This window comes from Agarivorans gilvus (genome assembly GCF_001420915.1).
Classification (GTDB): Bacteria; Pseudomonadota; Gammaproteobacteria; order Enterobacterales; family Celerinatantimonadaceae; genus Agarivorans; species Agarivorans gilvus.
The window spans coordinates 1,020,364-1,044,693 of record NZ_CP013021.1; the positions used below are offsets into that span (position 1 = coordinate 1,020,364).

The 24,330-nt window shown below is 44.4% G+C and carries 21 protein-coding genes, 1 tRNA gene and 3 pseudogenes; 13 read left to right on the forward strand and 12 right to left on the reverse strand.

Annotated elements, in window-relative coordinates; translation table 11 throughout:
• Positions 1 to 133 precede the first annotated feature (133 nt).
• Together AR383_RS04805 and AR383_RS04810 are read right to left on the reverse strand one after the other, a co-directional pair.
• A complete protein-coding gene (locus tag AR383_RS04805; protein WP_055732113.1) occupies positions 134 to 958 on the reverse strand; it encodes a CheR family methyltransferase in 825 nt (274 codons plus the stop codon).
• Positions 959 to 975: 17 nt separating this feature from the next.
• Positions 976 to 1,886: pseudogene (locus tag AR383_RS04810) on the reverse strand (chemotaxis protein CheV).
• 157 nt (positions 1,887 to 2,043) lie between these two features.
• On the opposite strand from AR383_RS04810, the gene flgA reads away from it, so the two are divergent.
• The 3 genes from flgA to flgN all read left to right on the forward strand — a co-directional run bounded on the left by flgA (position 2,044) and on the right by flgN (position 3,552).
• Positions 2,044 to 2,724: a flagellar basal body P-ring formation chaperone FlgA gene (gene flgA, locus AR383_RS04815; protein ID WP_055732114.1), complete on the forward strand. Its 681-nt coding sequence runs from the start codon at positions 2,044 to 2,046 to the stop codon at positions 2,722 to 2,724.
• Positions 2,725 to 2,801: 77 nt separating this feature from the next.
• A complete protein-coding gene (gene flgM / locus AR383_RS04820) occupies positions 2,802 to 3,125 on the forward strand; it encodes a flagellar biosynthesis anti-sigma factor FlgM (protein ID WP_055732115.1) in 324 nt (107 codons plus the stop codon).
• A gap of 7 nt (positions 3,126 to 3,132) precedes the next feature.
• Positions 3,133 to 3,552: a flagellar export chaperone FlgN gene (flgN, locus tag AR383_RS04825; RefSeq protein ID WP_055732116.1), complete on the forward strand. Its 420-nt coding sequence runs from the start codon at positions 3,133 to 3,135 to the stop codon at positions 3,550 to 3,552.
• A 121-nt stretch (positions 3,553 to 3,673) separates the two neighbouring features.
• Here the strand turns inward: flgN and AR383_RS04830 are convergent, their stop codons facing one another.
• From AR383_RS04830 to AR383_RS04840, 3 genes are read right to left on the reverse strand one after another with little or no spacing between them, the layout of a single operon-like run.
• Positions 3,674 to 4,417 (reverse strand): FlgO family outer membrane protein, encoded by a 744-nt coding sequence (locus tag AR383_RS04830; RefSeq protein ID WP_055732117.1) that lies wholly within the window; start codon positions 4,415 to 4,417, stop codon positions 3,674 to 3,676.
• A 58-nt stretch (positions 4,418 to 4,475) separates the two neighbouring features.
• A complete protein-coding gene (locus tag AR383_RS04835; RefSeq protein WP_055732118.1) occupies positions 4,476 to 4,952 on the reverse strand; it encodes an LPP20 family lipoprotein in 477 nt (158 codons plus the stop codon).
• Positions 4,933 to 5,517, reverse strand: a complete 585-nt coding sequence (locus AR383_RS04840; RefSeq protein WP_055732119.1) for a FlgO family outer membrane protein — start codon at positions 5,515 to 5,517, stop codon at positions 4,933 to 4,935. The genes AR383_RS04835 and AR383_RS04840 overlap by 20 nt, the downstream gene beginning before the upstream one ends.
• Before the next feature lie 106 nt (positions 5,518 to 5,623).
• Here AR383_RS04840 and AR383_RS04845 point away from each other — a divergent pair, with 106 nt between their 5' ends.
• Together AR383_RS04845 and AR383_RS04850 are read left to right on the forward strand one after the other, a co-directional pair.
• Positions 5,624 to 6,766, forward strand: coding sequence for a flagellar assembly protein T N-terminal domain-containing protein (locus AR383_RS04845; protein WP_055732120.1), 1,143 nt, complete (start codon positions 5,624 to 5,626; stop codon positions 6,764 to 6,766).
• A gap of 448 nt (positions 6,767 to 7,214) precedes the next feature.
• Positions 7,215 to 9,530, forward strand: coding sequence for a methyl-accepting chemotaxis protein (locus AR383_RS04850; protein WP_055732121.1), 2,316 nt, complete (start codon positions 7,215 to 7,217; stop codon positions 9,528 to 9,530).
• Between the two features lie 138 nt (positions 9,531 to 9,668).
• Here the strand turns inward: AR383_RS04850 and AR383_RS21470 are convergent, their stop codons facing one another.
• Positions 9,669 to 9,806, reverse strand: a complete 138-nt coding sequence (locus tag AR383_RS21470) for a UvrD-helicase domain-containing protein (RefSeq protein ID WP_198150207.1) — start codon at positions 9,804 to 9,806, stop codon at positions 9,669 to 9,671.
• Positions 9,807 to 10,315: 509 nt separating this feature from the next.
• Between AR383_RS21470 and AR383_RS04855 the strand changes: the two genes are divergently transcribed.
• The 6 genes and pseudogenes from AR383_RS04855 to AR383_RS21185 form a co-directional block, all read left to right on the forward strand.
• Entirely contained in the window at positions 10,316 to 10,615 is a 300-nt protein-coding gene (locus AR383_RS04855; protein WP_055732122.1) for a hypothetical protein, read from the forward strand.
• Between the two features lie 30 nt (positions 10,616 to 10,645).
• Positions 10,646 to 11,563: an IS5 family transposase gene (locus AR383_RS04860; RefSeq protein ID WP_055732123.1), complete on the forward strand. Its 918-nt coding sequence runs from the start codon at positions 10,646 to 10,648 to the stop codon at positions 11,561 to 11,563.
• 133 nt (positions 11,564 to 11,696) lie between these two features.
• The gene (locus tag AR383_RS04865) at positions 11,697 to 12,545 is read left to right on the forward strand and encodes a hypothetical protein (protein WP_055732124.1); all 849 of its coding nucleotides are present in this window, start codon (positions 11,697 to 11,699) and stop codon (positions 12,543 to 12,545) included.
• Positions 12,546 to 12,627: 82 nt separating this feature from the next.
• Entirely contained in the window at positions 12,628 to 13,833 is a 1,206-nt protein-coding gene (locus tag AR383_RS04870) for a hypothetical protein (protein ID WP_055732125.1), read from the forward strand.
• 1,020 nt (positions 13,834 to 14,853) lie between these two features.
• Positions 14,854 to 14,928: transfer RNA gene (locus tag AR383_RS04875), tRNA-Arg, on the forward strand.
• 108 nt (positions 14,929 to 15,036) lie between these two features.
• Positions 15,037 to 15,162 (forward strand): annotated as a pseudogene (locus AR383_RS21185) (transposase family protein); the annotation flags it as partial.
• 14 nt (positions 15,163 to 15,176) lie between these two features.
• On the opposite strand, the gene AR383_RS04880 reads toward AR383_RS21185, so the two are convergent.
• A protein-coding gene (locus AR383_RS04880) for an IS3 family transposase (RefSeq protein WP_157051611.1) occupies positions 15,177 to 16,285 on the reverse strand; the annotation gives its coding sequence in 2 pieces (ribosomal slippage) (positions 15,177 to 16,036 and positions 16,036 to 16,285; 1,110 coding nt in all).
• 64 nt (positions 16,286 to 16,349) lie between these two features.
• Here AR383_RS04880 and AR383_RS04890 point away from each other — a divergent pair.
• A pseudogene (locus AR383_RS04890) lies at positions 16,350 to 17,333 on the forward strand (ISAs1 family transposase); the annotation flags it as partial.
• 306 nt (positions 17,334 to 17,639) lie between these two features.
• Here the strand turns inward: AR383_RS04890 and galK are convergent.
• Genes galK through galE form a run of 3 tightly spaced genes read right to left on the reverse strand, consistent with a single transcriptional unit; the run spans position 17,640 to position 20,950 of the window.
• The gene (gene galK / locus AR383_RS04895; protein ID WP_055732126.1) at positions 17,640 to 18,803 is read right to left on the reverse strand and encodes a galactokinase; all 1,164 of its coding nucleotides are present in this window, start codon (positions 18,801 to 18,803) and stop codon (positions 17,640 to 17,642) included.
• A gap of 11 nt (positions 18,804 to 18,814) precedes the next feature.
• Entirely contained in the window at positions 18,815 to 19,876 is a 1,062-nt protein-coding gene (locus tag AR383_RS04900) for a UDP-glucose--hexose-1-phosphate uridylyltransferase (RefSeq protein WP_055732127.1), read from the reverse strand.
• A 54-nt stretch (positions 19,877 to 19,930) separates the two neighbouring features.
• Entirely contained in the window at positions 19,931 to 20,950 is a 1,020-nt protein-coding gene (gene galE / locus AR383_RS04905) for a UDP-glucose 4-epimerase GalE (protein WP_055732128.1), read from the reverse strand.
• Between the two features lie 543 nt (positions 20,951 to 21,493).
• Between galE and AR383_RS04910 the strand changes: the two genes are divergently transcribed.
• Positions 21,494 to 23,275, forward strand: coding sequence for an AMP-dependent synthetase/ligase (locus AR383_RS04910; RefSeq protein WP_055732129.1), 1,782 nt, complete (start codon positions 21,494 to 21,496; stop codon positions 23,273 to 23,275).
• Between the two features lie 44 nt (positions 23,276 to 23,319).
• Here the strand turns inward: AR383_RS04910 and AR383_RS04915 are convergent, their stop codons facing one another.
• Positions 23,320 to 23,703: an AAA family ATPase gene (locus tag AR383_RS04915; RefSeq protein ID WP_055732130.1), complete on the reverse strand. Its 384-nt coding sequence runs from the start codon at positions 23,701 to 23,703 to the stop codon at positions 23,320 to 23,322.
• A gap of 51 nt (positions 23,704 to 23,754) precedes the next feature.
• Positions 23,755 to 24,282 carry a hypothetical protein gene (locus tag AR383_RS04920; protein ID WP_157051642.1) on the reverse strand — a complete coding sequence of 176 codons (528 nt, stop codon included), beginning with the start codon at positions 24,280 to 24,282 and terminating at the stop codon, positions 23,755 to 23,757.
• Positions 24,283 to 24,330: the final 48 nt, after the last annotated feature.

Below are 24,330 nucleotides of genomic sequence, written 5' to 3' on the forward strand. Positions count from 1 at the left end.
CCAGTGTTTTTTTGACGCTTTAAATAACGGAAGAGAAAGGACTTATCAGCCGAACGGCTGAAACTGCTAGAGGCAAGAAGCCGGCTGGCGGCAAACAAAGCGGCAACAATTGTCCTTTGCTGCCGCCAATAGTTTATTTAAGTTGATACACGATGCCAGGATGACAGCGCAACATATTAAACCGGTCGGTCAAACCGGTAATCGACTCAGAAGCCCCCAACATTAAATAACCATTAGGATTGAGCGCCTGAGCGAACTGATTCAAAATTTTCGATTTCACCTCAGCATTAAAGTAAATAAGCACGTTACGACAAAAGATGATGTCAAACTTACCCATTAATGCATAACTATCAAGCAAATTTAGCGGACGAAAGCTCACGTTTTTACGCACCTTATCATTAACCTTAAAACGGCCATCGCTGGTTGGTTCAAAAAACTGTCTCTTACGTTCCGGCGATAAGCCCCTAGCCAAGGCTAAGGCATCATATTCAGCGCGTTTGCAGTGCTCTAACATCGACGGCGAAATATCGGTGCCAACAACTTGAACGCCCATTGGCAAAGTACCAGGACGTTTTGCTTGATACTCTAGTGCGGTCATCATAATAGAATACGGCTCTTGCCCCGATGAGCTCGCCGCAGACCATATTTTTACTGGGCGAGTAAGCTTACTGTATTCGGGCAATAGCTTATCGGCCAACAATTGAAAAGGATAAGTATCCCTAAACCACAAAGTTTCATTGGTGGTCATGGCATCAACCACCGCCGCACGCAATTCCCTCTCGCGCAAACTCATGGCTTTTTGAACCAATTCAGTCAGACTGGCTATAGAATATTGTGACATTAACGGTGACAGGCGACTCTTAACCAAATACTGCTTGTTATCACCTAAAACAATTCCACATTGCTTCTCTAAAAAGCCACAAAACTGTTTGTATACATCGTCGGTTATGGTTCTCACAAATGCATCCACACTCTCTATAAAGACTTACGAACAGCAGCCGCTAGTTCATCAGGATTAAATTTAGCGATAAAGTCGTTCGCGCCGACCTTATTTACCATGGCTTGGTTAAATACGCCACTTAAAGAAGTGTGCAAAATTATATGTAAATCTTTCAGGTCCGGATGGGCACGTACCTCTGCGGTAAGTGTATAGCCGTCCATTTCTGGCATTTCAATATCAGAAATAACTAAAGCAATTTGGTCGGTAATAGGCCCTTCTTTGGCCATAGAGCAGAGTAACTCATAAGCTTCTCTACCATCTTGGCACAGTAGGGTTTCAACGCCTAAAGAACTTACGGCGCGTTTTACTTGATTTCTGGCGACCGATGAATCATCCACCACCAAAATTTTCTTATCAATATGTACATTAGAAACCGCTTCATCAACGATCTCTTGACTTACAGTTGTATCAACTGGCGAAATTTCATCAAGAATTTTTTCTACATCCAAAATCGAAATGAGCTCATTCTCTACCTCTGTCACCGCGGTTAGATAGTTGAATTTACCCGCCCCTTTAGGGGAGGAAGAATATCTTCCCAGTTGGTATTCACGATGCGCTCAACTGAACCAACCAAAAAGCCCTGAACCGAGCGGTTATATTCAGAGATAATAATAAAACACTTAGACAAATCCTCTATTGGCCGCCCGCCGGTTGCAGAACTCAAATCTATTACCGAAATAGTTTGTCCTCGAATATGAGCAACACCACGGATCACAGGATTTAACTTAGGTAAAGCGGTTAATGGTGGGCACTGCAATACTTCTTTAACTTTAAAAACGTTGATGCCATAGCGCTGTGACCCATTTAACCGAAACAACAACAGCTCTAGGCGGTTTTGCCCTACTAGCTGGGTTCGCTGGTTTACTGAATCTAAAATACCCGCCATATACTCTCACTCCTTAGAAAAGGGGCACTAACCTTGCTTACCCCTATATACTATCGCTTTATTGTCGTTTTTTTGACACCTAACTGCCTAGCATCAACATGTTAAGCATAGACAAAAAAGCCAATTGTTACTTTGCTTTATCGGTATCATATAGGAAATGTTGATAAAAATTGCTTCATCGCTGCTAATATTTTGTTTTAGCCTTACAGCTCACACTAGCGAACTCCATCAACAGCTTGAAAAATCAGCCGAGGAATTTGTTCGCTCGCAAATCAGTAGCGACGCCAGTCAAAAAATTGAACTTACCGCTAACCAACTCGATGACCGGGTCGCCATTCCCCAATGCCCCAGTAATTATAGTTATAGCCTAGCTAACGATGAAGTAAGAAGAAACACCATCGTATTAGTTACCTGCGCCGAGCACATTAACTGGCGGCTGTATATTCCAGTACGCAAACAAGTGTTACTCGCGGCGGTGGTAGCCGCAGCCCCGCTGCAAGAAGGAGCTAGGCTAAACGACCAACAGTTAGAAACCAGCTTTATTCCACAGAATAGATTGCGCGGGAGTTATTTCACCGAGCTCCCTCCTCTATTAGGAGCCAAACTGACTAGAGCGATAAGGAAAGGCCAAATTATAACTGGGCGCGATATTTGCATTATTTGTAAAGGTGACGTTGTAACCATATCCGCTAATATGGGCGGTTTAAAAGTAACCACTCGAGGAACGGCTTTATCAAGTGGTAGCATCGGTGATACCATTAAAGTTAGAAATAGTCAGTCACAACGTTTGGTCACCGGCCGAGTCAAAGCCTTAGGCTTAGTTGAAGTAAAACTTTAAATATTTTCTAAAGTTTTATTAAGGCAAGCCGATAGCTTTATTGAATACGAAAAATTGATTAACTGTGGGGCGCCATTATGGCTTTAAACATTAACAACTTAGGTGGAAACCGTCCTAGTCAACTAGATGCCAATAGAGTATCTGACAAAGGTACGAAAACTAGCGCTGAACAAGGTTCAAACGCTACTTCTGCTGTAGCCCAGGATTCAGTTATGCTTACTAACGAAGCACAACAACTCAGCCGTATTCAGCAGAATTTGCTCAGTGACTCTGACAGCAGAAGTTCAAAACTAGAGTCAATCAAGCAAGCTGTGGCCGATGGAAGCTATCAAATAGATGCTAACCGAGTTGCCCAAAAAATGGGTGACTTTGAAAGCGAGTTTAATAAAGCGCTAGGATAGTTAGCCTATGATCGCCACCCTACTGAATACCCAAGAGCAGCAATTACAATTGCTGCTTTCTCTTTTGCAACAAGAAAAACGGGCGCTTGAGCAAGACGACAGCACCGGGCTACTGGCTATTGCGCAGCAAAAAGAGCAAATACTGTCGGCGATTATCGAGCTAGATAAGCAAATAGAAAACTCGGCCGATAAACACCAGCTCAGCAGTGATGCCAAACTAGCCAAACAAGTGGCCCATACGCAGCAGTTGCTAGAGCAGTGCCAAACACTGAATGCCGTTAATGGTGAAATCATTAAAACTAGCCAAGAAAAAGTGCGTCAGCTAAGCGCAGTTATCGATCAACTACAAAACCAAAATGCCTCTACCTACGATAAGCTAGGTAAAAAACACAGTTCGCAACGCATGGGCAAAGGCTTTAAAGCTTAAGCAAGCGTTTTACTAACTCTCCTATATTGTTATTTAATAAGCTCACTTTTTTAAAAATATAAAAAACCCCAAATCATATCGGATGATTTGGGGGAGTTACGAATAGACGATTAAACTAAAACTAGCCTCGCTCTCCTGCAGACATACGACTATTGGCTTGTTTACGCGCCTCAATAATCATCACGCCATCTCGCTTAACCGGCTCGGGAACCTTACTTTGATATACCTCGTTAGGAATGAGCTCCTGAGCGGAAGCCACCACCACCTTCGATTGTGCACCAACAATTCGTACATTCACTAAAACGCCGTTAGTGGATTTACTAAAGGTCCCTACCAGTAAATATTCGATCGGTAAACGCTTGGATAATTCGTTAACATTACGGCTATAAACAAAATCCCCTTCCGGAGTCACCCGTATAAAGCCCGTCGTTTTATAATCTATGACTGAAAAACCATTTTGCTGCATTTCATAGACAAAACTTTCTGCCAACTGCATACCAAACACGTCAGTGCTTTTAAAATCATCCAAAGGAACAAAGGACGCCACCCCTATCGGAGTGTCAGCATTAACATAGTGAGAACTAGAAACCAGTCGCTGCGACATGGCATTCACATAATCGGTGAGAGAATGTTCTACAGCCTTATCAGAGAGATCTACGCTGGAAGTATTAAGAGTTCGGCGCGGAGAGCTGCTTAGAAATAACTGGCCACTCTCATCAACGACGCCTTCAAGGTAATGTGCGTTATGAGCATGGGCAACATTGTGCGCCGAGCCATCATACACCATTACTTTTTGCATTGATGGTGTATTAGAGCAGCCCACCAATAATGAAGTGGCCAGAGCCACTAGAGTCATACCTTTCATATCCGGTCCTTAATCGTCTATTACGCCTTAATTATCGGCTTGAAAGGTAAAATCTTTACTAGAATTGAATGGTTTTTTGGCTCTCTAGATGGCGCGTTGGGGCCATAGACATAGTGACTCGGTACACATCTCTAAAATCGAGTTGTAGCTCAGTGACATACACATCATCTACCGAATAAGATTTCACTACCTTAGCACCACGAATCACCCCAGCAACAGAAGCAGCTAAACGCTCGTTACCCAATACTAAGTCGCTAACCGTAGAACTACTGTCAATGCGCTGACCATAAACTTGTTCAGATAGCTCTCGATAGGCATCTAGCTTAGACGCCTTCATGGCATGTAACTGCTTACTTGCTAAATCAGCGCCGCGTTGCTGGCTAATCGGAGCATACCCCACGGCATTAACAATAGTAAAATCACCTGGTGGTTGATAAGTCCACTCCACCTGTTGAATTTGGGTACGCGGAGAGCAAGCAATCAACAACAAAACAGCAAGGCTGCTAAACCAAAATTTAAAGTACAGATTGTTCATGACGCTGCAAGCTCCCATTCACACTAGTGACACGTGGCGAAGTGGCCCCCGCACTATTTGGAATAAATTGATAGGCCGCAGCCACCACATTTTGACTAGATAACTCAACTAATCGCAGGTTCACGTGGCGACCAGAGTCGGTTCGTTGAAAACTGCCCACCACCACGTAAGTAATTTGCATCTGCTCGCGCAGCAACTGCGCATCTCGCGACAAGGAAAATTCGCCGAAGCCTGGGTCCATTTGTAGCCGGCCAGTTAGCCGAGGCTCGATGGTATGAATACCCTTTTGCGACAAAGCGGCAAACATTGCCTCCGCCACTTGCCGCCCGAAGCTATCACTGCTTTGCAAATTATCTAAATCAACCACCGTGCTAATCGCCACCGTATCCTTTTCGCCCAGCTCCAAATCATCGGTTAACTGTTCCGAAAGCTCATCTACATGGGCGAATAACGCCGCCTCCTGTTGCTCACGAGGCTCAACATAGGGATAATTAGAAACATGATGCAAGCTAGTATTACAGCCTTGTAACACCAGCAACGCTGCCACTAATATTGTATATCGCATACCCTTCTCCTTCTACTAAGCCGACTAAAGCAAAAACCGTTCCAGTCAAAAAAATAACACTTTACTTCAGGTACGGTTATTGCTTAAGCCTGTGCAGGAGGAGCTTATGAAAATACTTATTTTGATGATAGGAATGCTACTTTGCAGTACCAGCCAAGCGGAGTGGTATGAAGCGAAGGGACAGGCAACTATTGTTAACAACCAGATTGACCAAGCACGCAGCACTGCCATGCAAGAAGCAGTTAAACAGTTGCTATTGTATTCTGGTGCCTCTGTCACCAGCATAAGCCAAGTCAACGGTGGTCGGCTTACGCTCGACCAGCTAGAGGTGGTATCTAAAGGTTCACTACACAACCTCACCGTATTAGATGAAGGGCAACAAGGGCAGCAGTTTTACGTGATCTTGCAAGCCGATGTCTTTCCCGAAGCCAGTCAATGTAAAGCCAGCGGTTATAGTAAAAACCTGTTGTTGCTGCCCCCTTACTTAAAGCAACAGCACCAAGCACGAGTCGGCCAGTTACAAGAACTGTCTCCGGCTGTAGAGCAACGAACCTACGACATAGCTAGACAAGTGGGTAAGCAATTTAATATCAAGCATCCACCTAAATTGCCACTCAACTATTACAAACCGGGTGAGCACAACTACAAAGGCATTAAAGATGTCGCCGATCGCTACGGTGCACAGTATTTATTAGGACTAGAAATAGAAAACATATCTTTAGACCGAGTCTATAAACCCAAGGTGATTAACTTTAGCTACCCGCAACGCTACTTTGTTATCAATGCGCGAGTTTATAACGCCATTGATCTAGAAGAAATCTACAACAAACGCTTCTCGGTGAACGCGCCTTGGGAGTTTGACGCTCGTGAGATCATCTCCCCCTACACTGCGGAATTTTGGTTATCAGCCTATGGCCAAACCGTGAATAACACTCTGCAACAGATCCTAGGGGAAGTGGATGCCTTACTTGCTTGCCAGCCATTACAAGGCAGCGTGGTTAAAGTATTAGGTCCTGATCGCTGGCAAATCAATCTCGGTAAGGCCAATCAATTAAATCGCGGCATGTTACTTACCCTAATCCAGCAAAACTACCACTGGGGAGAATGGGACATTCCCCGCCAAGAACAAAGCCTCACCGGCAGTGAGGTACGGATCGAACAGGTCTATCAGGACAGCGCCATTGTGGTGGCGCTAGACCCAAGCATGACCGCCAATATTCAATTAGGCGACCTCGTCAGTAAGCAATAAACCAACGGCTATCAGGCTAAAAAAGCATAAATGTAAAGCCGCTAATTTACCAAGCGGCTTTATGTTTTTTGCCAGACTAATGAGGCTCAACACGCCCTAGGTAAAATTTAGTCAGTGCTAACATCTCAAATCAATCACTTGCAATAAACCATTGGTAAAAAACCACCATTTAAATGGCTAAAAAACACACAAGCACTAGCAAACGCAATTAATGAAATACGCTACTGGCTAACGAAATCAACTATTTCACAGCGAGTATGAAACTCCCCCCTCACTAAGACCTCAAGTAATCTGCTAAGCCGTGATTTCCGTCACCTAAATAACAAGAAAAACAAAGGCATAATAGCCACACTTATTTTAGCAACAACAAATTAACAATGAATAAGCACAACAATAACTAAATGCAGTGTAACGGAGCACTCTCGACTATGAGCTCGGAGATTAATCAATGAAGATGTTTACCAAGACCCTGATCCTGTTTGTATCTATCGCAACCTTTGCCTCGGCAGTGGCTTCCCTATTTACTGCTAATGTCGCTATCAACCAGATGAAAACAGCGCTTTTTGAATCGAGGCAAGACCAGCTCGTATCACTACAAAATGTCACTGCCAGTGCGGTTAACAACTACTCGCAAACCCTCGCTACCCGCATCGTTGATTACTCTCAGCAACCGCAAATTAAGCAATCGGCGGAGCGTTTATATGGCGCATTTTTTCCTTATGCCTTTTTGCAAGGTAAAGAAAACATCATTACTCAGCGCCAAGAATTAAGCCAATACTACCAAACCACTATCGCTTCCTATCTAAAACAACAAGCTCTAGATAATACTTTTAGTCAGCTCGCCAAACCCCAAGAGCTAAACGACCACGCGGTGGCAGTGCAATATAAGTTTTTGCTTAAAACCGATGCCGACTTAAACCATAAAGACAGCGTATTAGATCCCGGCGACGGCACCTCTTTTGCCTTAGCGCATAAAAAGATGCATCAAAACTTGGCTACCTTAATGCAACGCTTTGGTCTGGCCGATGTGGCAATGGTCGCCATCGAAACCTCGCAAGTCTTTTACTCGGCCAAAAAAATGCTCGACTTCGGCACCAATATGCTGGACGGCCCTTACCAAAATACCGGTATGGCTCAAGCCTATAAAATGGCTAAAGACCTACCCCAGGGTGAATACAGTTTTGTAGACTTTCAGTTTTACCCGCCCGCTTATGGCGAGTACTCGGCTTTTTTATCCGCTCCAATATTTGTAGAAGATGAACCCTTCGCTGTTCTAGTGTTTCGAATTAACACTAAACGAATTAGCGAGTTAATGACCTTCAATGGTGAATGGGCCACCTCAGGCTTGGGTGAGCGAGGCGAAGCCTACCTAGTTGGCGACGATGAAATGATCCGTACCAACTCACGTTTATTAATAGAAAACCCTAGCGCGTTTAATAAGGTAGAGAATGCCGCCGAACTACAAGCCGTGCAAAACCTAGGCAGCAACGCCGGTTACACCAAACTATCTTATTCAGCCGTGAATGAAGCCTTAGCGGGTCAGTCTGGCGTGCAACAGTCAAACAACCTGTTTGATCAGCAAAGCATCTTTGCTTACGCCCCGATTAATTTTATTGGCAAGCCTTGGGCGATTATCGCTGAATACAATGTTGATGAAGCCTTAGCGGTCACCAATAGTGTCGCCCACTCTATTTTCATTATGTCGGTGGTGGTCACCTTGGTGATTATTGTTATCTCGTTGGCAGTGAGTATTGCTGTAGCACGCAGCCTAATTACTCCAATTAAACAAACCGGCTCGTCACTGCACGAAATGTCTAGCGGCAATGGCGACCTTACTCTACGCCTTGAGAAAAAAGCCGATAACGAAATTGGCTTCTTGGCAACGGGTTTTAACGCCTTCGTTGAGAAGGTACAAAACTTGGTAAATTCGGCAATGAAGAGTTTTACCGATGTAGAGAGTTCGGTCGACCGCATGACCAGCATTTCAGAGCAAAACCAAAAAGTGGTAGAAGACGAATTAGCCCAAACCGAACTCGTTGCCACTGCGGTGTCTGAGCTTAGCTCCTCAGCGCAAAGTGTTGACGACAGCGCCAAATATGCCGCAGGCGTCACTCAAGACGCTAAAGATAAAGGCGATTTGGCGATGCTCAGCCTTAAACAAACGCTGCACGGCTTTGACCAATTATTTGAACAAATTAAAGAGAGCAGCAGTTCAATTGAAACCCTCGAAAAAGACGTGGGTAACATCACCGCCATTTTAGATGTGATTAAAGGCGTAGCGGCACAAATTAATTTGCTCGCGCTTAATGCTGCCATTGAAGCAGCCCGCGCCGGCGAAGCGGGCCGCGGCTTTGCCGTGGTGGCCGATGAAGTGCGCTCACTAGCAGAGCAAACCCAAAAAAGTACGGTAGAGATTGAGTCCTTGATTGAAGTACTCACCAACTCCACCAGCCAGGCGGTGGGCTCTATCGAGCAAAGCCATGAACTTAGCCAGAAAGGCCGAGAAACCGTCAATGAAACGGCTGAAGCCTTGCAACAAATCGTCGCCTCTATTGATACAGTGAACGAAGTGAATGCACAAATCGCCACCGCCGCCAATGAGCAATCAGCAGTGGCGACCGATTTGTCGGAAAACATTGTGAACATTAAAAATGCCAGCGAACTTAACTCAAACCAAATCCATCAATTGGTTGAAGAGTTCCAGCGCTTAAAAGACCATGCTGCGGAAGTCAATAAACAGTTCTCATCTTTTAAAGTAAACTAAAACACCACAGTGCGAGTCAATCAGCCCAAGCCATGTTAGCTTGGGCTTTTTACTGGCTTAACTAAATAGTATCTATACCCTATGCTATTTAGTTAAGCTAGGGCTATCTGTATGAATTTCATGCAATTAATTAAGCCGCTATTGGCCAACAAGCTCTTTAAAGCGGGTGGTCAGCTCAAGCTTGCCTCCAGAGAAACGGTAAATGGATTGCCAATCATCGCCTACGACTGTGAGCGAGGGAGATGGGCCATGTGATATCAACGTTTGAATTGTCATTGATTGGTAATTCTTCTTACAAAGTCAGAAAACATTATCATCCATGTGCTGGTATTGTCGTTGAGTGCGTCCCTTTGCTTTCTAAATATTTGCGAGTTGTGTTGAATAAGTAGTTATTGATTTCTTGAAAAGGCTTCATATTTTCAACAAAACTTCCTGCATTTAAAATTGTTGTAAAACCATAAGATATTATTATTGATAAACAATAGCTTAGCGCTTACTATTGATAACTAAATCAGGTTTGTTATTAGGTCATTCATTGTTGAGCCGCAGCAATGTTCCAAGGAACGGAAGATTACTTGTTCTCTTCTCTCCTGGATTTATTTAAAAGTAAGTTGTTCTGAATTTGTTGGAGCGTTACTCCATAGATGCGTTGTTCTGGAATTTGCCAGCATGGATTGAGAATAAGGTCGCTCAGTGGCCAAATATGTGGACTTGGCTTCACTTTGAGAGCTTAGTTATTAGCAACAGCTTCTTTTGATGTGGTTTTTTAAGGATAAAAGTTCCATATGAAGAAATTTCTTTTGTCATTCGTGTTAATTGCGTTCTCCGGGCATAGTTTTGCGGCGAAGCCGATCCCTGATGATGTTTTGGTCCAAATAGATAAAACGACTTTTTTTAACTTCTTGAACGAGCGTGTACAACATGAAGTTAAAACGAACGTTTCATTGAAAGAGTTCCGCAAGTCTACCGAAGCGTTCAAAGTTGAGTTTAATAAAAAAACAAATAAAGACGCATTTTTTTGGTATAGCGCTGATCGGCGTTGTTTCCTAAATCAGATTGAACTAACTCAGCAGTCGCGGATCTGATCTGTATCTATATCTGTCGGGTCACCAAACATGGGTAAAGCGAAAGGCAACATCACCAACTGGAAGCTGTACAACAGTGCACTGAAGCAACGCGGCTCATTGACCTTCTGGATGGATGAGAAAGCCATAGAACTATGGAATAACACTGAGCGCAGTGGTCGTCGAGGGCGCAGCCAAACTTACAGTGACACCGCTATCGCAACTGCGCTGATGATTAAAGGCGTATTCAAGTTACCACTGCGTGCTCTTGAAGGCTTCATCAACTCATTGTTTCGCCTGCTCAAGGTCGACTTAAAATCTCCCGATTACAGTTGTATAAGCAAGCGAGCAAAGACTGTTGAAGTCAACTATCGCCTACCTAGCCAAGGTCAAGCGGCTCACCTCGTTATCGATGCTACAGGTCTTAAGGTGTTTGGCGAAGGAGAGTGGAAGGTGCGTAAACACGGCGCTGAAAAGCGTCGAGTCTGGCGAAAACTGCATATGGCAGTAGATGCCCAGAGCCATCAGATAGTGAGTGCTGAGGTCTCGATGGACTGGGTTCACGATAGTGAAGTGTTACCCACCTTGTTGAGACCGCTGCGGCGCAAAGTGAAAGCAGTAAGCGCTGATGGTGCCTATGACACACGGCAGAGCTATCAAGAAGTACAACGTAAGAAGGCTGTTGCACTAATCCCTCCACGCAAGAATGCAGGTATGTGGGAAGCGGGTCACCCACGGAACGTTGCAGTAAAAGCCTTGAAGCAAGGTGAGTTGGAAAACTGGAAACGGGACAATGCTTACCATCTTCGTTCACTATCGGAGACGGCGATGTATCGTTTCAAACAACTGCTTAGCGACAAGTTGAGTCTACGTTGTTACAACGCCCAAGTCGGCGAAATCATGGCCGGAGTGTGCGCGTTGAACAAAATGAGCAGGCTAGGTATGCCTGTTCGTCAGCTAGCTGAATAAAGAGGAAAACGCCTTGAGGTTACTGCGTTCGTTGCACTGAATTGATCAACAAGGCCGCGCTGATCATAAAATTCTTCCTGCCTGGCGAAAATCTCAAGCAGTAGGTTTTATTCCAAACAGTTTCGCTTTTGACATGATACTGAAAAATGGCTATGACATTTCTTACCAACCACAAGCGTTTTATACCGACAGTAAACAGAATTACAAGGACAGCTATTTTAAGTGTGAAGGTGATGCTGCTCGATATGTGAGTAGCATTGTTGATTATATAACGAACCCGATTGACTCATGGCGGGACAACGTTGAACTTAACAAGCAACAATGGGACAAACAAGCGAAGTATCAGGGAACTAATATTCGTCAAATGTGTTATCCCATTGCCTATCCGTTCGTTAAAGACTACGAACAATTCGTTTCTGAGTATTTGTCTCCCCTAGTTGCACAAAACACGGACTTTTTAGCTCGGGAAGCAGAGGCAGACCGACAAGCCCAAATTGCCCATCAGCAGCATGAGAAAGAAATGGCCCGGCAGCGAGAGCTGGAAGCTGAGGCTACTTATAAGGCCGACAAAGAGCGTGAAGCGCAGTTGGTGCGAGAAAGAGAAGCAAAAAAATTAGAGCAAGCGCAACGTCATGCCGCGCGTCTTGCCGCCGCTGTGAGTCGTTGGGAGCATCTTGCCCCACCTTCAGTGCTTAGACAGCATCTTTATTATCCTGATGGTTTGTTAACTGAACAATTATGGGAGATGGCAATTTTTCTCGACCGTTTAAACTCTAAGCCGTCAATTTCATTGAGCCGTGACAGCAAAACGCTTGTGATAAGAAATTCTCGATCAGGAGAGAACTTCAAATGGACTTTTGAAAAGGTGAACACCGGTATTACCGATATTTACTTATTAACCGCTTGGCAAATTGGATTTGACACAATTCGTCCTGAAGACCGGGCTTACGGTCATCTTTTGGCCTTGTATTTTGCGCCGTAAACACACTAATCGTATTTAGGGAAAATGGAATTTATTATTCATTTTGAATAGATAAAGTGAATAATAACAGTTAGGGACAACTATGGAAGTTAATGAATTAAGATTTAGCCGGGAAAAAGCCATTTTATGGGCTTTAATTAGTTTGGTTTTCGTAGCCATTTCCTTATGGGTCGGATTTAATACTTTGATCGGGAAACCAAATTTTTTTGTTATGCAACGCATGCAAAATATTTTAAAGCTTTTGGGTGATTTTTCCGAACTTTTCCCTTTGGTCAATTATTTTATTTCAACAATTGGGTTTTTCTTATTTTCTTGTAGCGCAGTAGTGTTTGGTCGCTGCATTTTTAAAACTAAACCGTTAGCAAGCTTTGACCAACATTCCCTTTTTTGGCTTACCAGAAATCACAAGTACTACGCACAAATCCCACTTGAATCCATTGAATCAGTTGAATTAAGAAATAAAAGAGTAGTGGTTACCTGTATTTCCACAACCAATGAGCTGATCAAGTTTGAATCTAGTGTAATGGTGCTTTCCGGTGTTGAAAATTTCATTGAGCGCCTGCAAGCAGCTGTCGCCGCAACCGGTCATGGTGACCTCAAAACTAGTATTTATTTGGATAAAAGAGAAATCAAAGGCAGAAGAGAAGTTTTGAAAGCTGCTATGTTGTCAGCGAAACTCAGTTTAGAGGAATTCAAAACACGATTAACCCAATCCAAAGTTCTATTATTTGAGAAAGTGCCTCAACACAAGTTAGGAGCCTATTTGAAAGTACTGAGCAGTCGTGGGATCCCCGTTTTCACGGAGACTGCTGAGAATCCCAGAAAACTGTATAAAGCAACAGATTTCAATTTCTTTATTCCTACATCAATTTTTGTGCTACTAGGTTTGACGTTTGAACATGGGGCATCAACTGTAGCTATCTCACTATATTGTCTGACGATCCTTTCTAATAAGGGTCATACGATCTCTTTCGATAAACTATGTATTGTACTCAGTTCATTCTTGTTATTTGCATTCCTTTGGAATAGTGCTCCGGAAGCTTTTGACGCTCTTGAGGCGCAAATAGCGTACTACCTGATGTTCTATAGCGTGTTTGTTTATACCGGTTTTACTTTCAAATGGCTACTGCAAGATAAATTACCCGATTGCCATTTAAATTGGAGATGGCTCTTTATCTTTGGTTCGTTTTACGTGATTTATGCACTTAACAAATATTGTATAGAAACATCGGAACTGAAGATCGAATATCCAAATAGTCAGAAGTCCAGTAGCAGCCTTAGTCGTTGAAACTCACAATATGGGTCAATTCATTATCTACAAAGAAAAACGCAAATTTAGTTTTGTCGTCTAATTGCGTTTTGAGAAACCGGTAGGTGGTCATGTGATCAATCGTCCCTTTAGTTCACTTGTCATAACTAAGGCTTGCACCACAATCAGCAACGATTACTTGATCGGCAGATACTTCCATTGAATCGACTAGTAATTATTATTAATCTGAAAAAACATCTTAGCGTGGTGGTCAAAAAAGAGTATAGGGTATCAAAATAGAGTGCCCTACTTGTATTGAATCAATACAAGCATTATATAGTCATTAGTTAAACTAGCCTAAATTGGAATGACCAGCGAATAAAACCTACTATACCTCAGAAGATATTCGACAACTTGCTAATAAGGTAGGCTTTACAGAATCTAGGTTTACTGGTTCTTCTAAACATAGGACAAGGCGTGTGATTTTGCAGGTACAAATATCAATAAATCCATCGTTAGCATTCAGCTAAAGCTACTACGAGTATTTCTAAAAACTGGCTTGTTTCTTGTCGCTTGCGACAAGGCCAAACTCAATTGTCGTAGAGGCCAGCTCGTACCTCGCTGAAAGAAACCAGTGTTTTGAATAACAGAAAAGGAAGATCCGATAGCAGTGCAGCCGTTAAAAAGTTACCCTTGTGGTACTACCGCAATTTTAATTGGTCTCAATAATAGTAAGAGGACACTTTTTAAGATTTTTACAGTAACTTTTTTCAAAAAAATCCAAATTTGGAACAAACACCAAACAACTGGCCCTTTTCCCTGCGAAGCAGGGCCTGCGTCAAAAAAGAAAGCAAGCCAAAATAGAAGCTTGAATTACGTCGACACCTCGCCGACCGGAAGCGCACTTTATCATAAATATTTATTGACGTCAAGCTATTTTTGTGATTGACCCGCTGCGCGGGATAGGAGTCAGTTGCTATATGATTGTTTTGTAGTCACTTATTCGTTTCGATATTGGCTAAAAATTGGAATTGGTATAAGATATTTAATCCTCTGAGTGTCCCCGTAGTTAAATGGATATAACAAGATCCTCCTAAGATTTAGTTGTAGGTTCGATTCCTACCGGGGACGCCATTTCACTTCTTCTCTTGTATACCAAAAGCTCAATCTAGCCCAGGGCGGGATCGTACTTTGTTAACTAATGTGATCTAATAGCGCCAAACCCTCTGAAATATAGTCACTTTGAACCTTATTGAACACTTATCTGTTGTAGAAGATACTCGATCGGACATCAACCAGAAACACGACCTTATCGATGTTATGTTCCTTGTGATCAGCGCTATCACATCGGGATGCGAAGGTTGGCAATGTCCACTTCCCCATTAATGAGACAGTTCTAAAGTAGAGTTTTCCAGTTTTGCTCGGTAAGCAGCCGGTGGCAAATTACCGAGACTTTCATGGGTTCGTTCTTCGTTGTAATCCAAACGCCAGAACCAAGCCATTTCTCGGACTTGTTCTAGCGATTCAAATAAATACGCATCCAAAAATTCTCGACGGAACGAGCCATTGAAACGTTCCACAAATCCGTTTTGCTGAGGCTTACCTGGCTGGATATAAACCAGTTGAATATGGTGCTGTTCACACCAATCTGTCAGCCTTGCCGAGATAAGCTCAGGCCCGTTATCGACTCGTAATTGAACCGGTAGACTACGCTCAGCTTTAATTTGCTCAAGTACGCGTACAACGCGCTCTGCTGGCAATGAACTATCTACCTCAATGGCAAGGCATTCCCGCGTACCTTCATCTACTACATTAAGTGTGCGGAAGCGTTTCCCGCAATAAAGTCCGTCATGCATAAAATCTAAGGCCCATTGATAGTTGGCTTTCGCTTCAACCTGTAATGGTTGCGCAATTCGCTTCGGTAATACTCGTTTAACCCGCCGTTTAAGGTTGAGTCCCATTTGGCAATACACGCGATAAACGCGCTTATGATTGAATGGATACCCTTTGTAACGCAGTCGGCCAAAGCACTTCCAAAAGCCCGCTCTGGGGGACTTCTTAAGCTCAGAATTCAACGCATCAATGACAGCAGCATCCCTTTGACGCCAATCGACTAATGGCCGGTAATAACTTGAACGGCTGATGTCAGCCAAGGTACAGGCTTTCAGAATGCTCAAGCCGGCACCGACCAATAATTGGGCACAGCTCCGTTTTTCTGCTGTCACCAGCCCTTTTTTGCGAAGAGTTCCTTCATCGCATGGTTTTCCAAACTGACTTCGGCAAATAACTTTTTCAGCTTCGAATTTTCCTCTTCCAACTCTTTGACTCGCTTGAGTTCAGAAGCATCCATGCCACCGTACTTAGATTTCCACTTATAGTACGTGGCGTTACTCATTCCGTGTTTACGACAGATATCTTCGACCTTCATCCCCGCGTCAGCTTCTTTGAGAATGTTGACGATCTGCGTTTCGGTAAAGCGTGATTTTTTCATGGCGTTCTCCTACGTTAATGAGTGTAGAAAACTCCATTTAAATTTGTGTCATTTTAGGGGAAGTGGACAGCAAGACATTGAATTTTATGGAGAAGAAAAGCTCGACTGGTTAAGAAAATATAGGCCTTTCGAGCATGGCATTCCTCGCAGACACACGATAGCTCGCATCTTGCGTTCCGTTGTTGCGGAATCTTTGCTCGAGGCTTTGGCTCTTTGGATAAACGAACAACGAACTACTCAGAACAAGCCCATTATCGCATTTGACGGAAAGGTACTGCGGGGCTCCTATCGTAACGACAAGAAAACAGCATTGCAGTTGGTAACGGCTTACGACACTGAGCGAGGTCTTGTTCTAAGCCAAAAGCCGACTGAGACTAAAAATGGCGAGATAAGCATTGTTCGCCAAATGCTTGATGTTATTAATGTAAAGGGCAGCATTGTCACGGTTGATGCACTGCATTGCCAGCGTGAAACACTAGAAAAAATCAAAGAAAAACAAGCGCATGTGGTTGTCCAGGTAAAAAATAATCAGCCTAAGCTTAGAGCGGCTGTTGTGGAGCAGTTCCAAGCGATTTTTGATGCTGGCAAAGAGAAAATAGTCACCGAAGTCAAAGAGAAAAAACATGGTCGCAGCGAAGAGCGATACGTGTTTCAGCTAAAGGCCAAGTTGCCCGACGACTTAGCGCAGAAATGGCCGACGGTAAGAAGTATCATAGCAGTGGAACGCCATCGTGTGATCAACGGCAAAGGCACAGTCGATACCTCTTACTACATAAGCTCTTTGTCGCCGAATCACAAACTTCTGGGTCACTATATTCGCCAGCATTGGCGGATTGAAAACAGCCAACATTATGTTTTAGATGTTGCTTTTAAAGAAGATAGCTCTCGTATCACTTTAGATGGTGCCGTTGAAAACATCGCGTTGTTTAGACGTTTTGTGATGAATATACTCAAGCAGTGCGAATGTGGTGCGCCGAGCCAAAAAGTGAAGCTGAAGAAAGCGGGCTGGAGCGATGATTATAGGGCAAGAGTCTTCTTTGGGTTATAAATCCATCAAAGTATGCTCCCGCCCTGCAATCTAGCCCACTATTCGCGACTGTTAATATTTCCAGCTATCATTTTGCGCTATAGAAAAAGATATGGTAAACGAGCCCCCAACTTATGTAATTGATATATATAAATATATTTTATTTGCAGACGTTAATAACGCTCCCCTCCTAAGTCTTAGACACAGGTTCGAATCCTGTAGGGGACGCCATTTTCTTCGCGTCATCACATCACTGCGGTTTATTCCCCATTCAGTAAGTACAAAAAAGCCCCGAACGAGTCGAGGCTAGCATCACAATGTAAGCGCTTAAATTTCGCCAGCGCCAGGCATGGCCTTACATACGTAAATGCTTTCTTTGAGGCCTGTTTTGGCTTGGTAATTATCGGCTACCGTCTGACAAACCTTGTCCACCAAACTTGGCGGCATGAGAGCGACCACGCAGCCACCAAAACCTCCACCGGTCATACGTACCCCACCCGCTTCGCCAATCACTTGCTTCACCATCTCAACCAAGCAATCCACTTCAGCAACGGTAATTTCAAAATCGTCACGCATCGATGCATGCGATTGCTCCATTAATACACTCAACTTAGCCATATCATTGGCTTTAAGCGCTGCTGCTGCCGCCAAGGTACGGGCATTTTCGGTAATCACATGACGAGCACGTTTAGCGACGATGGGCTCAAGGCTAGCGCCTTTTTCGGCAAATAAGCTCTCACTCACATCGCGCAAGGAAGCAACACCCAAACCTTTAGCCGCCGCTTCACATTGCTGACGGCGAGTATTGTATTCACTGTCCACCAAACCACGTTTCTTATTGGAGTTAATAATCACCACCGCCATGTCTTCAGGCATCGTTACCGCTTGGGTTTCTAGCGAGCGACAATCAATCAGCAGGGCATGATTTTGTTCACCTTCAGCTGAAATGAGCTGATCCATAATGCCGCAGTTACAACCAACAAATTCGTTTTCGGCCTGCTGGCCAATTAAAGCGAGTTGTTGCTGCGATACATTTAGCTGATATAAAGCTTTAAAGGTTTGGCCAATCACCACTTCTAAAGCGGCCGATGAGCTTAGCCCCGCACCTTGAGGTACATTACCACTCACCGCAATATCGGCCCCAGAAAACTCAAAGCCCTTAGCTTGTAGGCAAGCAATCACTCCACGAATGTAGTTAACCCACATAATCTCTGGCTCAAATTCCAAGGGCTTGCTGATATCAAATTCATTGACTTGGTTTTGATAGTCAACAGCTACCACCCGCACAATGCTGTCATTACGTGGTGAGGCCGCCACCATGGCTTGATAGTCAATGGCACAAGGCAATACAAAGCCGTCATTGTAATCGGTGTGCTCTCCAATTAAGTTCACCCGTCCGGGCGCTTGGATCAGCTTTTCAGGAGCCTTGCCGGTCATTTCGGTAAAGGCTGCAGAAACCTTATCAATAAGTTGTTGTTGGCGTTCTGACATTTCAGGCTCCCCTAGTTAGTTTGTTCTTTGTAATGCACATCGCTTAGCTCACGCAGCTTAGCTGCGGCTTGCTCAGCGGTTAAATCGCGTTGGCTTTCAGCCAGCATTTCATAACCCACCATAAACTTACGTACACTAGCCGAGCGTAATAAGGGTGGATAAAACAAGGCATGTAATTGCCAATGTTCGCTTGAAGTATCACCTTCTTTAAAGAAAGGCGCGTAGTGCCAACCCATTGAGTAAGGGAAAGAGCACTTGAATAAATTATCGTAACGGCTAGTCAGCTTTTTAATTGCTAACGCTAAGTCGTCACGTTGAGCATCACTTAATTCACTGAGACGGCGAATATGAGTTTTAGGCAGCAACATGGTTTCAAAGGGCCATGCTGCCCAATACGGCACTACCGCAAGCCAATGCTCAGTTTCCACTACCACACGCTCTTTTGCCGCCAGCTCTTTGGTCGCATAATCCACCAATAAGTTGCTACCATGCTGTTGATAGTAGTCACGTAGGTGTTGGTCTTTGCGCTCTATTTCGTTAGGCAAAAAGCTGTTAGCCCAAATTTGTCCGTGCGGATGTGGCTGTGAGCATCCCATGGTCTCACCTTTATTTTCAAAGGCTTGAACCCAAAGGTAATCTTTACCCAACTCTTCAATTTGTTCATTCCAGGTATCAATCACCCCGCGGATCGCTGGCAAGGATAATTCAGGCAAAGTTTTGCTGTGATCCGGTGAAAAACAAATCACTCGGCTAAGACCGCGCGCTTCCATACTGGTAAATAGTGGGTCATCGGACTTAGGTACATCCGGCGAATCGGTCATCAAGGCGGCAAAGTCATTAGTAAATACGTAAGTACCTTGATAATCCGGGTTTTTATCTCCAGAAATGCGGGTATTACCAGCACATAAAAAACATTTCTCATCGTAACTGGGCAACTGTTCGGTAGCAGGCGCCTCGTCTTGACCGCTCCAAGGGCGCTTGGCACGGTGCGGCGACACCAAAATCCATTGCCCAGTTAAGGGATTATAGCGGCGGTGCGGATGCTCAGTTGGGTCAAATACTGTGTTCAACATAGTCTTTCATCTCTCCATCAAAGTGTCGGTCAGCACTTTGTAAATATCATCTAATTATTGCTCATAACCCTGCGGGTTATTGGATTGCCAATGCCAAGTATCAGCGCTCATTTCTTCTAATGTTCTAGTCGCTTTCCAGCCTAATAAACGCTCGGCTTTATCGGTGGCCGCCCAACACTCTGCAATATCACCTTGGCGACGCGGACAGATTTGGTAAGCGATGTCTTTACCGCTAGCACTGCTAAACGCCTTTACTACGTCTAATACTGAGCTGCCTTTGCCGGTGCCCAAGTTAAAAATATGCAGACCCGCTTGTTGGCCCACTTTAGTTAAAGCCGCCACGTGCCCGTCGGCTAAATCCATTACATGAATGTAGTCCCGCACTCCGGTGCCATCGGGAGTTGGGTAGTCATCACCAAATACCGACAAGCTTTCACGACGCCCTACCGCTACCTGGGCGATAAATGGCATTAAGTTGTTGGGAATGCCTTGGGGATCTTCACCCATCAATCCACTGGGGTGAGCTCCCACCGGGTTAAAGTAGCGCAATAGCGTCACGCTTAATTCTGGCGCGGCCTTTTGAATATCGGCATAGCATTCTTCAATCATGTACTTACTGCGACCATAAGGGTTGGTAACGGCACCAGTAGGCATGCTTTCATCAATTGGCATTTTAGTTGGTTCACCGTATACCGTGGCAGATGAGCTAAACACCATGCTGTTCACCCCAGCCTTGCGCATCACATCTATCAGCACTAAGGAACCAGACACATTGTTATCGTAGTATTCAAAGGGCTTTTGCACCGACTCCCCTACTGCCTTTAGGCCAGCGAAGTGGATGACTGAATCAATTTTATGTTGCGCAAACACTGTCTCTAATACGGCGCGATCGCGCACATCGCCTTGATAAAAAACCGGGCGGTGTTGGGTTAAACTTTCGATGCGCTTGAGAACCTCTGACTTACTGTTACATAAGTTATCTAAAATAATCGGCTCTACACCTGCTTTGATTAGCTGCACACAGGTATGACTACCGATGTAACCCATACCGCCTGTTACCAACACCTTCTTCATGGTTCTCTCCCAATAAACGCCTGTTCAGGTTTTCAAGTAAGTACTGCTTAGCACAGCCTTGTTAAATTGAATTTAAGCACCAAAGGGAAAACGTTTCCACTATTTTTTTCAACTGCTAATTTTAATCTGTATTTTTTGCGATCAAGATCGCGACAACTGAAAAAATAGCCAGTAAATCATGCTAAAAAAGGCTTTGAATAAGGGTTACTAGAGTAATAACAGCGTATTTCCAGGCTAAACCGACCAACTAAGAGGCTTAACCCTAGACTCTATTTTTGTAAACGATTACCCAGCAGCAATAGTTTAAGAAAGATTAGCGCCCTAGTTCAAACTAGAGTCACTAATCCGCTGCTTTTTGTAGATAAAGCTTCTGCAAACTAGGGCAACAAAAGGATATTGATATGATAAATAATTATAGAAATGGAAACTGCGTGATATTAATCCACAAAATAGCTGAGCTTACACTTGTACGCCAAACTAAAAATAACTAAAATGGCGCGCTTATTGGGCTCCTCGCCTCTCCTCCTTATCAAAGGTAAAAACATGCAGCACATCGTTAGTTTGTTAGAGCGTCAAGCTAAACAACAACCGCAACAGGTCGCATTGAAAATTTGGCGCGATCAAGCCTGGCAATGTTTTTCATGGAAGGATTTTTCTCAGCAATGGACGCAAGTGGCCAAAGGCTTAATTAACTTAGGTCACCAACCGCAACAGGGGGTGGCAATTATGTCGCCGAATATGCCTGAGTGGACCATTGCCGATCTCGGGATATTAGCCGCACGTGGTTGTGTAGTACCTATCTATCCCACCAATACCGTTGAGCAAAGCCAGTACATAGCAGAGGATGCCAACTGCAAAATTTTATTTGTTGGCCAGCAAGAACAACTCGAAATTGGCGTGCAGTTACTCGAATCTGGTAGCATCGAAACCATCGTTTGTTTTGAAACTTGCCTGCGGCCAGCGAATACTAACATACTGAGCTGGAACGAGTTTTTAGCTCTAGGCCAGAACAGCGATAACACAGACTTAGCAACCCGTCGCCAACAAATAAAAATGGACGACCTCGCCACTCTAATTTACACCTCTGGCACCACTGGTGAGCCCAAAGGGGTAATGCTTGATCACGCCAATTTCGCCAGTGCATTTGCCATGCACGACCAACGATTATCCGTGGACAGCAGTGATGTATCGCTGAGCTTTTTACCCTTAAGCCATGTATTTGAGCGCGCTTGGACTTATTACGTCCTTTATCGGGGCGCTAGCAATATCTACTTAGAAGATCCGGCTAAAATCCAAGAAGCACTACCGCGTAGCCAAGCCACTTTGATGTGCAGCGTGCCGCGCCTGTACGAGAAAATTCATTCGGCCATCTTACAAAAAGTGAGCAAAGCCTCTACAGGAAAACAAGCCTTATTTAACTGGGCAATGGAAATTGCCGAGCAAGCCCTAACGCTAAAACAAACTCAGCAACAGCCGAACCTAGTTCACAAGCTGCAATATCGGCTCGCCAATAAGTTGGTGCTAAGTAAGCTACGTGCCATATTCGGCCCCGCTAAATTGCTTCCTTGCTCGGGAGCAAAGTTAGCCGACGACATCAACCACTTCTTCCAATGCCTGAACGTGCCCATTACCTATGGCTACGGCATGACCGAATCAACCGCTACGGTATCTTGTTATACCGAACAGCATAAGTGTCTTGGCAGTATTGGGCAGCCACTGGATGGCCTGCAAGTAAGAATTTCTGAGCAAGGTGAAATTCTGGTTAAAGGCCCAACGGTAATGCGCGGTTATTACAACAAACCCGAAGCCACCGCTGAAACTATGGTTGATGGTTGGCTACATACCGGGGATGCTGGCAATCTTGACGCCGAAGGCAACCTACAGCTTACCGAACGAATTAAAGAATTAATGAAAACCTCGGGCGGCAAATACATTGCACCACAACGGGTTGAAGGCGCATTAATCCGCGAACCATTAATCGAACAAGTGGCCATTATTGCCGATGCCCGTCATTTTGTGTCGGCGCTGATTGTACCGGCCTTTGAAGTCTTGGAGCAGCATGCGAAACAATTAGGCATTAAGTGGCAACACCGTGATGAACTGCTAGAAAACACTGAAATTAAAAACTTAATTCAGAGTCGTTTAAAGCAAGTACAGGCCAATTTGGCCCGCTTTGAACAGGTGAAAAAATTCACTCTGTTACCTAGAGAGTTTTGTATGAAGCAAGGCGAGCTCACCCCAACTTTGAAATTAAGACGAGCGGTAATTGAAAGCCGTTTTGCCGAGCAAATCAGCGCCATGTACGCCGATCCCACTCGCGCTTAAGCAGCACCACACAAAGCAGAATATTAAAGGCGCCTCAGGCGCCTTTATTCTTGCCAGCGTTGCCGCATATTAGCAATGGTTTGCCGACTCACCCCATGCTCGTTGCCATAATTGCCACGACAACAGCGGATAATCAATTTAGCCCCAGTTCGAGCGGCAATGTCTCGGTAAGCCTGCATTTCCCACAGCTCTACAAAAGTATTAGCGACAACTACACTCTTGCCCATCTTTAACTGCTGCTCGGTTTGCTGCTGACACCAAGCGTGCGCGTGGCTCAATTTTTGTGGCTGAAAATGATAATGGCCCTGTTTATCAACAAAAAACATATCCGCTTCTAGGTGCACACCGGGCAAGCTTTTAGCTAGAGTCGATTTGCCGCTGCCGGGTAAACCACGGATTAAGGTCAGCGTCAAAGCGGTTTTGCTCATCTCTGCCCCTCATCTAGAGATAGATTGTTCAAGTAAACAGTAAGGGCTTGCTTACTCACCAAGTCTGACCTCTGCTCTGGCCCAAGCTTCTACTTGCTCCAAAGACTCCAGCTGCTGTAGCTGCTGAAGCGATAGCCTAAGGTTAAGCGGTACACTTAGCTTTATACCGGTTCCTGTATCACCGTGGCCTTGATTTGCATGCGCCTCAACTAACACCTCCAGTTTAATGTCATCCGAGCTTAAACCCTTAAGCTCGGTGCGAGCAAAATAAGCAAACGGCGTGCGCCCTTGACGCTGAATATTATGCATACTAGAAAAGTTATACTGCCCGACAGGAAGCTGAGCGAAGGAAAAATCGGGCTGCAGACTAAGGGCCCATACACGAGCTAACTCTTGCACTGCAAGTTCTTGAATGAATAGCCCTAAATAATGGTCCTGCTGTAAGCGCTGCTCTTCGAACTTAGTCAATACCTCAGGCTGAACAAGATAGTGCGACCAATGATGTTGGGGCAGCTCAAACTCAGTAACGAGGCGATTAGCCAAAACAAGCGAACTAAACAAGCTAGAACCCAAAACCATAAAATATACCCAACAACGCGACCACATAAGACTCTCTTTTATTCTCAG

Coding starts and splice junctions, on each gene's coding strand:
- AR383_RS21470 (WP_198150207.1), bottom strand. CDS start 9,806: ATGACAATTCAAACGTTGATATCACATGGCCCATCTCCCTCGCTCACA.
- AR383_RS04870 (WP_055732125.1), top strand. CDS start 12,628: ATGGAAGTTAATGAATTAAGATTTAGCCGGGAAAAAGCCATTTTATGG.
- AR383_RS04830 (WP_055732117.1), bottom strand. CDS start 4,417: ATGAAAGGTATGACTCTAGTGGCTCTGGCCACTTCATTATTGGTGGGC.
- AR383_RS04860 (WP_055732123.1), top strand. CDS start 10,646: ATGGGTAAAGCGAAAGGCAACATCACCAACTGGAAGCTGTACAACAGT.
- AR383_RS04850 (WP_055732121.1), top strand. CDS start 7,215: ATGAAGATGTTTACCAAGACCCTGATCCTGTTTGTATCTATCGCAACC.
- AR383_RS04865 (WP_055732124.1), top strand. CDS start 11,697: ATGATACTGAAAAATGGCTATGACATTTCTTACCAACCACAAGCGTTT.
- AR383_RS04910 (WP_055732129.1), top strand. CDS start 21,494: ATGCAGCACATCGTTAGTTTGTTAGAGCGTCAAGCTAAACAACAACCG.
- AR383_RS04845 (WP_055732120.1), top strand. CDS start 5,624: ATGAAAATACTTATTTTGATGATAGGAATGCTACTTTGCAGTACCAGC.
- flgA (WP_055732114.1), top strand. CDS start 2,044: ATGTTGATAAAAATTGCTTCATCGCTGCTAATATTTTGTTTTAGCCTT.
- AR383_RS04920 (WP_157051642.1), bottom strand. CDS start 24,282: ATGGTTTTGGGTTCTAGCTTGTTTAGTTCGCTTGTTTTGGCTAATCGC.
- flgN (WP_055732116.1), top strand. CDS start 3,133: ATGATCGCCACCCTACTGAATACCCAAGAGCAGCAATTACAATTGCTG.
- flgM (WP_055732115.1), top strand. CDS start 2,802: ATGGCTTTAAACATTAACAACTTAGGTGGAAACCGTCCTAGTCAACTA.
- AR383_RS04915 (WP_055732130.1), bottom strand. CDS start 23,703: ATGAGCAAAACCGCTTTGACGCTGACCTTAATCCGTGGTTTACCCGGC.
- AR383_RS04840 (WP_055732119.1), bottom strand. CDS start 5,517: ATGCGATATACAATATTAGTGGCAGCGTTGCTGGTGTTACAAGGCTGT.
- AR383_RS04855 (WP_055732122.1), top strand. CDS start 10,316: ATGAAGAAATTTCTTTTGTCATTCGTGTTAATTGCGTTCTCCGGGCAT.
- galK (WP_055732126.1), bottom strand. CDS start 18,803: ATGTCAGAACGCCAACAACAACTTATTGATAAGGTTTCTGCAGCCTTT.
- galE (WP_055732128.1), bottom strand. CDS start 20,950: ATGAAGAAGGTGTTGGTAACAGGCGGTATGGGTTACATCGGTAGTCAT.
- AR383_RS04835 (WP_055732118.1), bottom strand. CDS start 4,952: ATGAACAATCTGTACTTTAAATTTTGGTTTAGCAGCCTTGCTGTTTTG.
- AR383_RS04900 (WP_055732127.1), bottom strand. CDS start 19,876: ATGTTGAACACAGTATTTGACCCAACTGAGCATCCGCACCGCCGCTAT.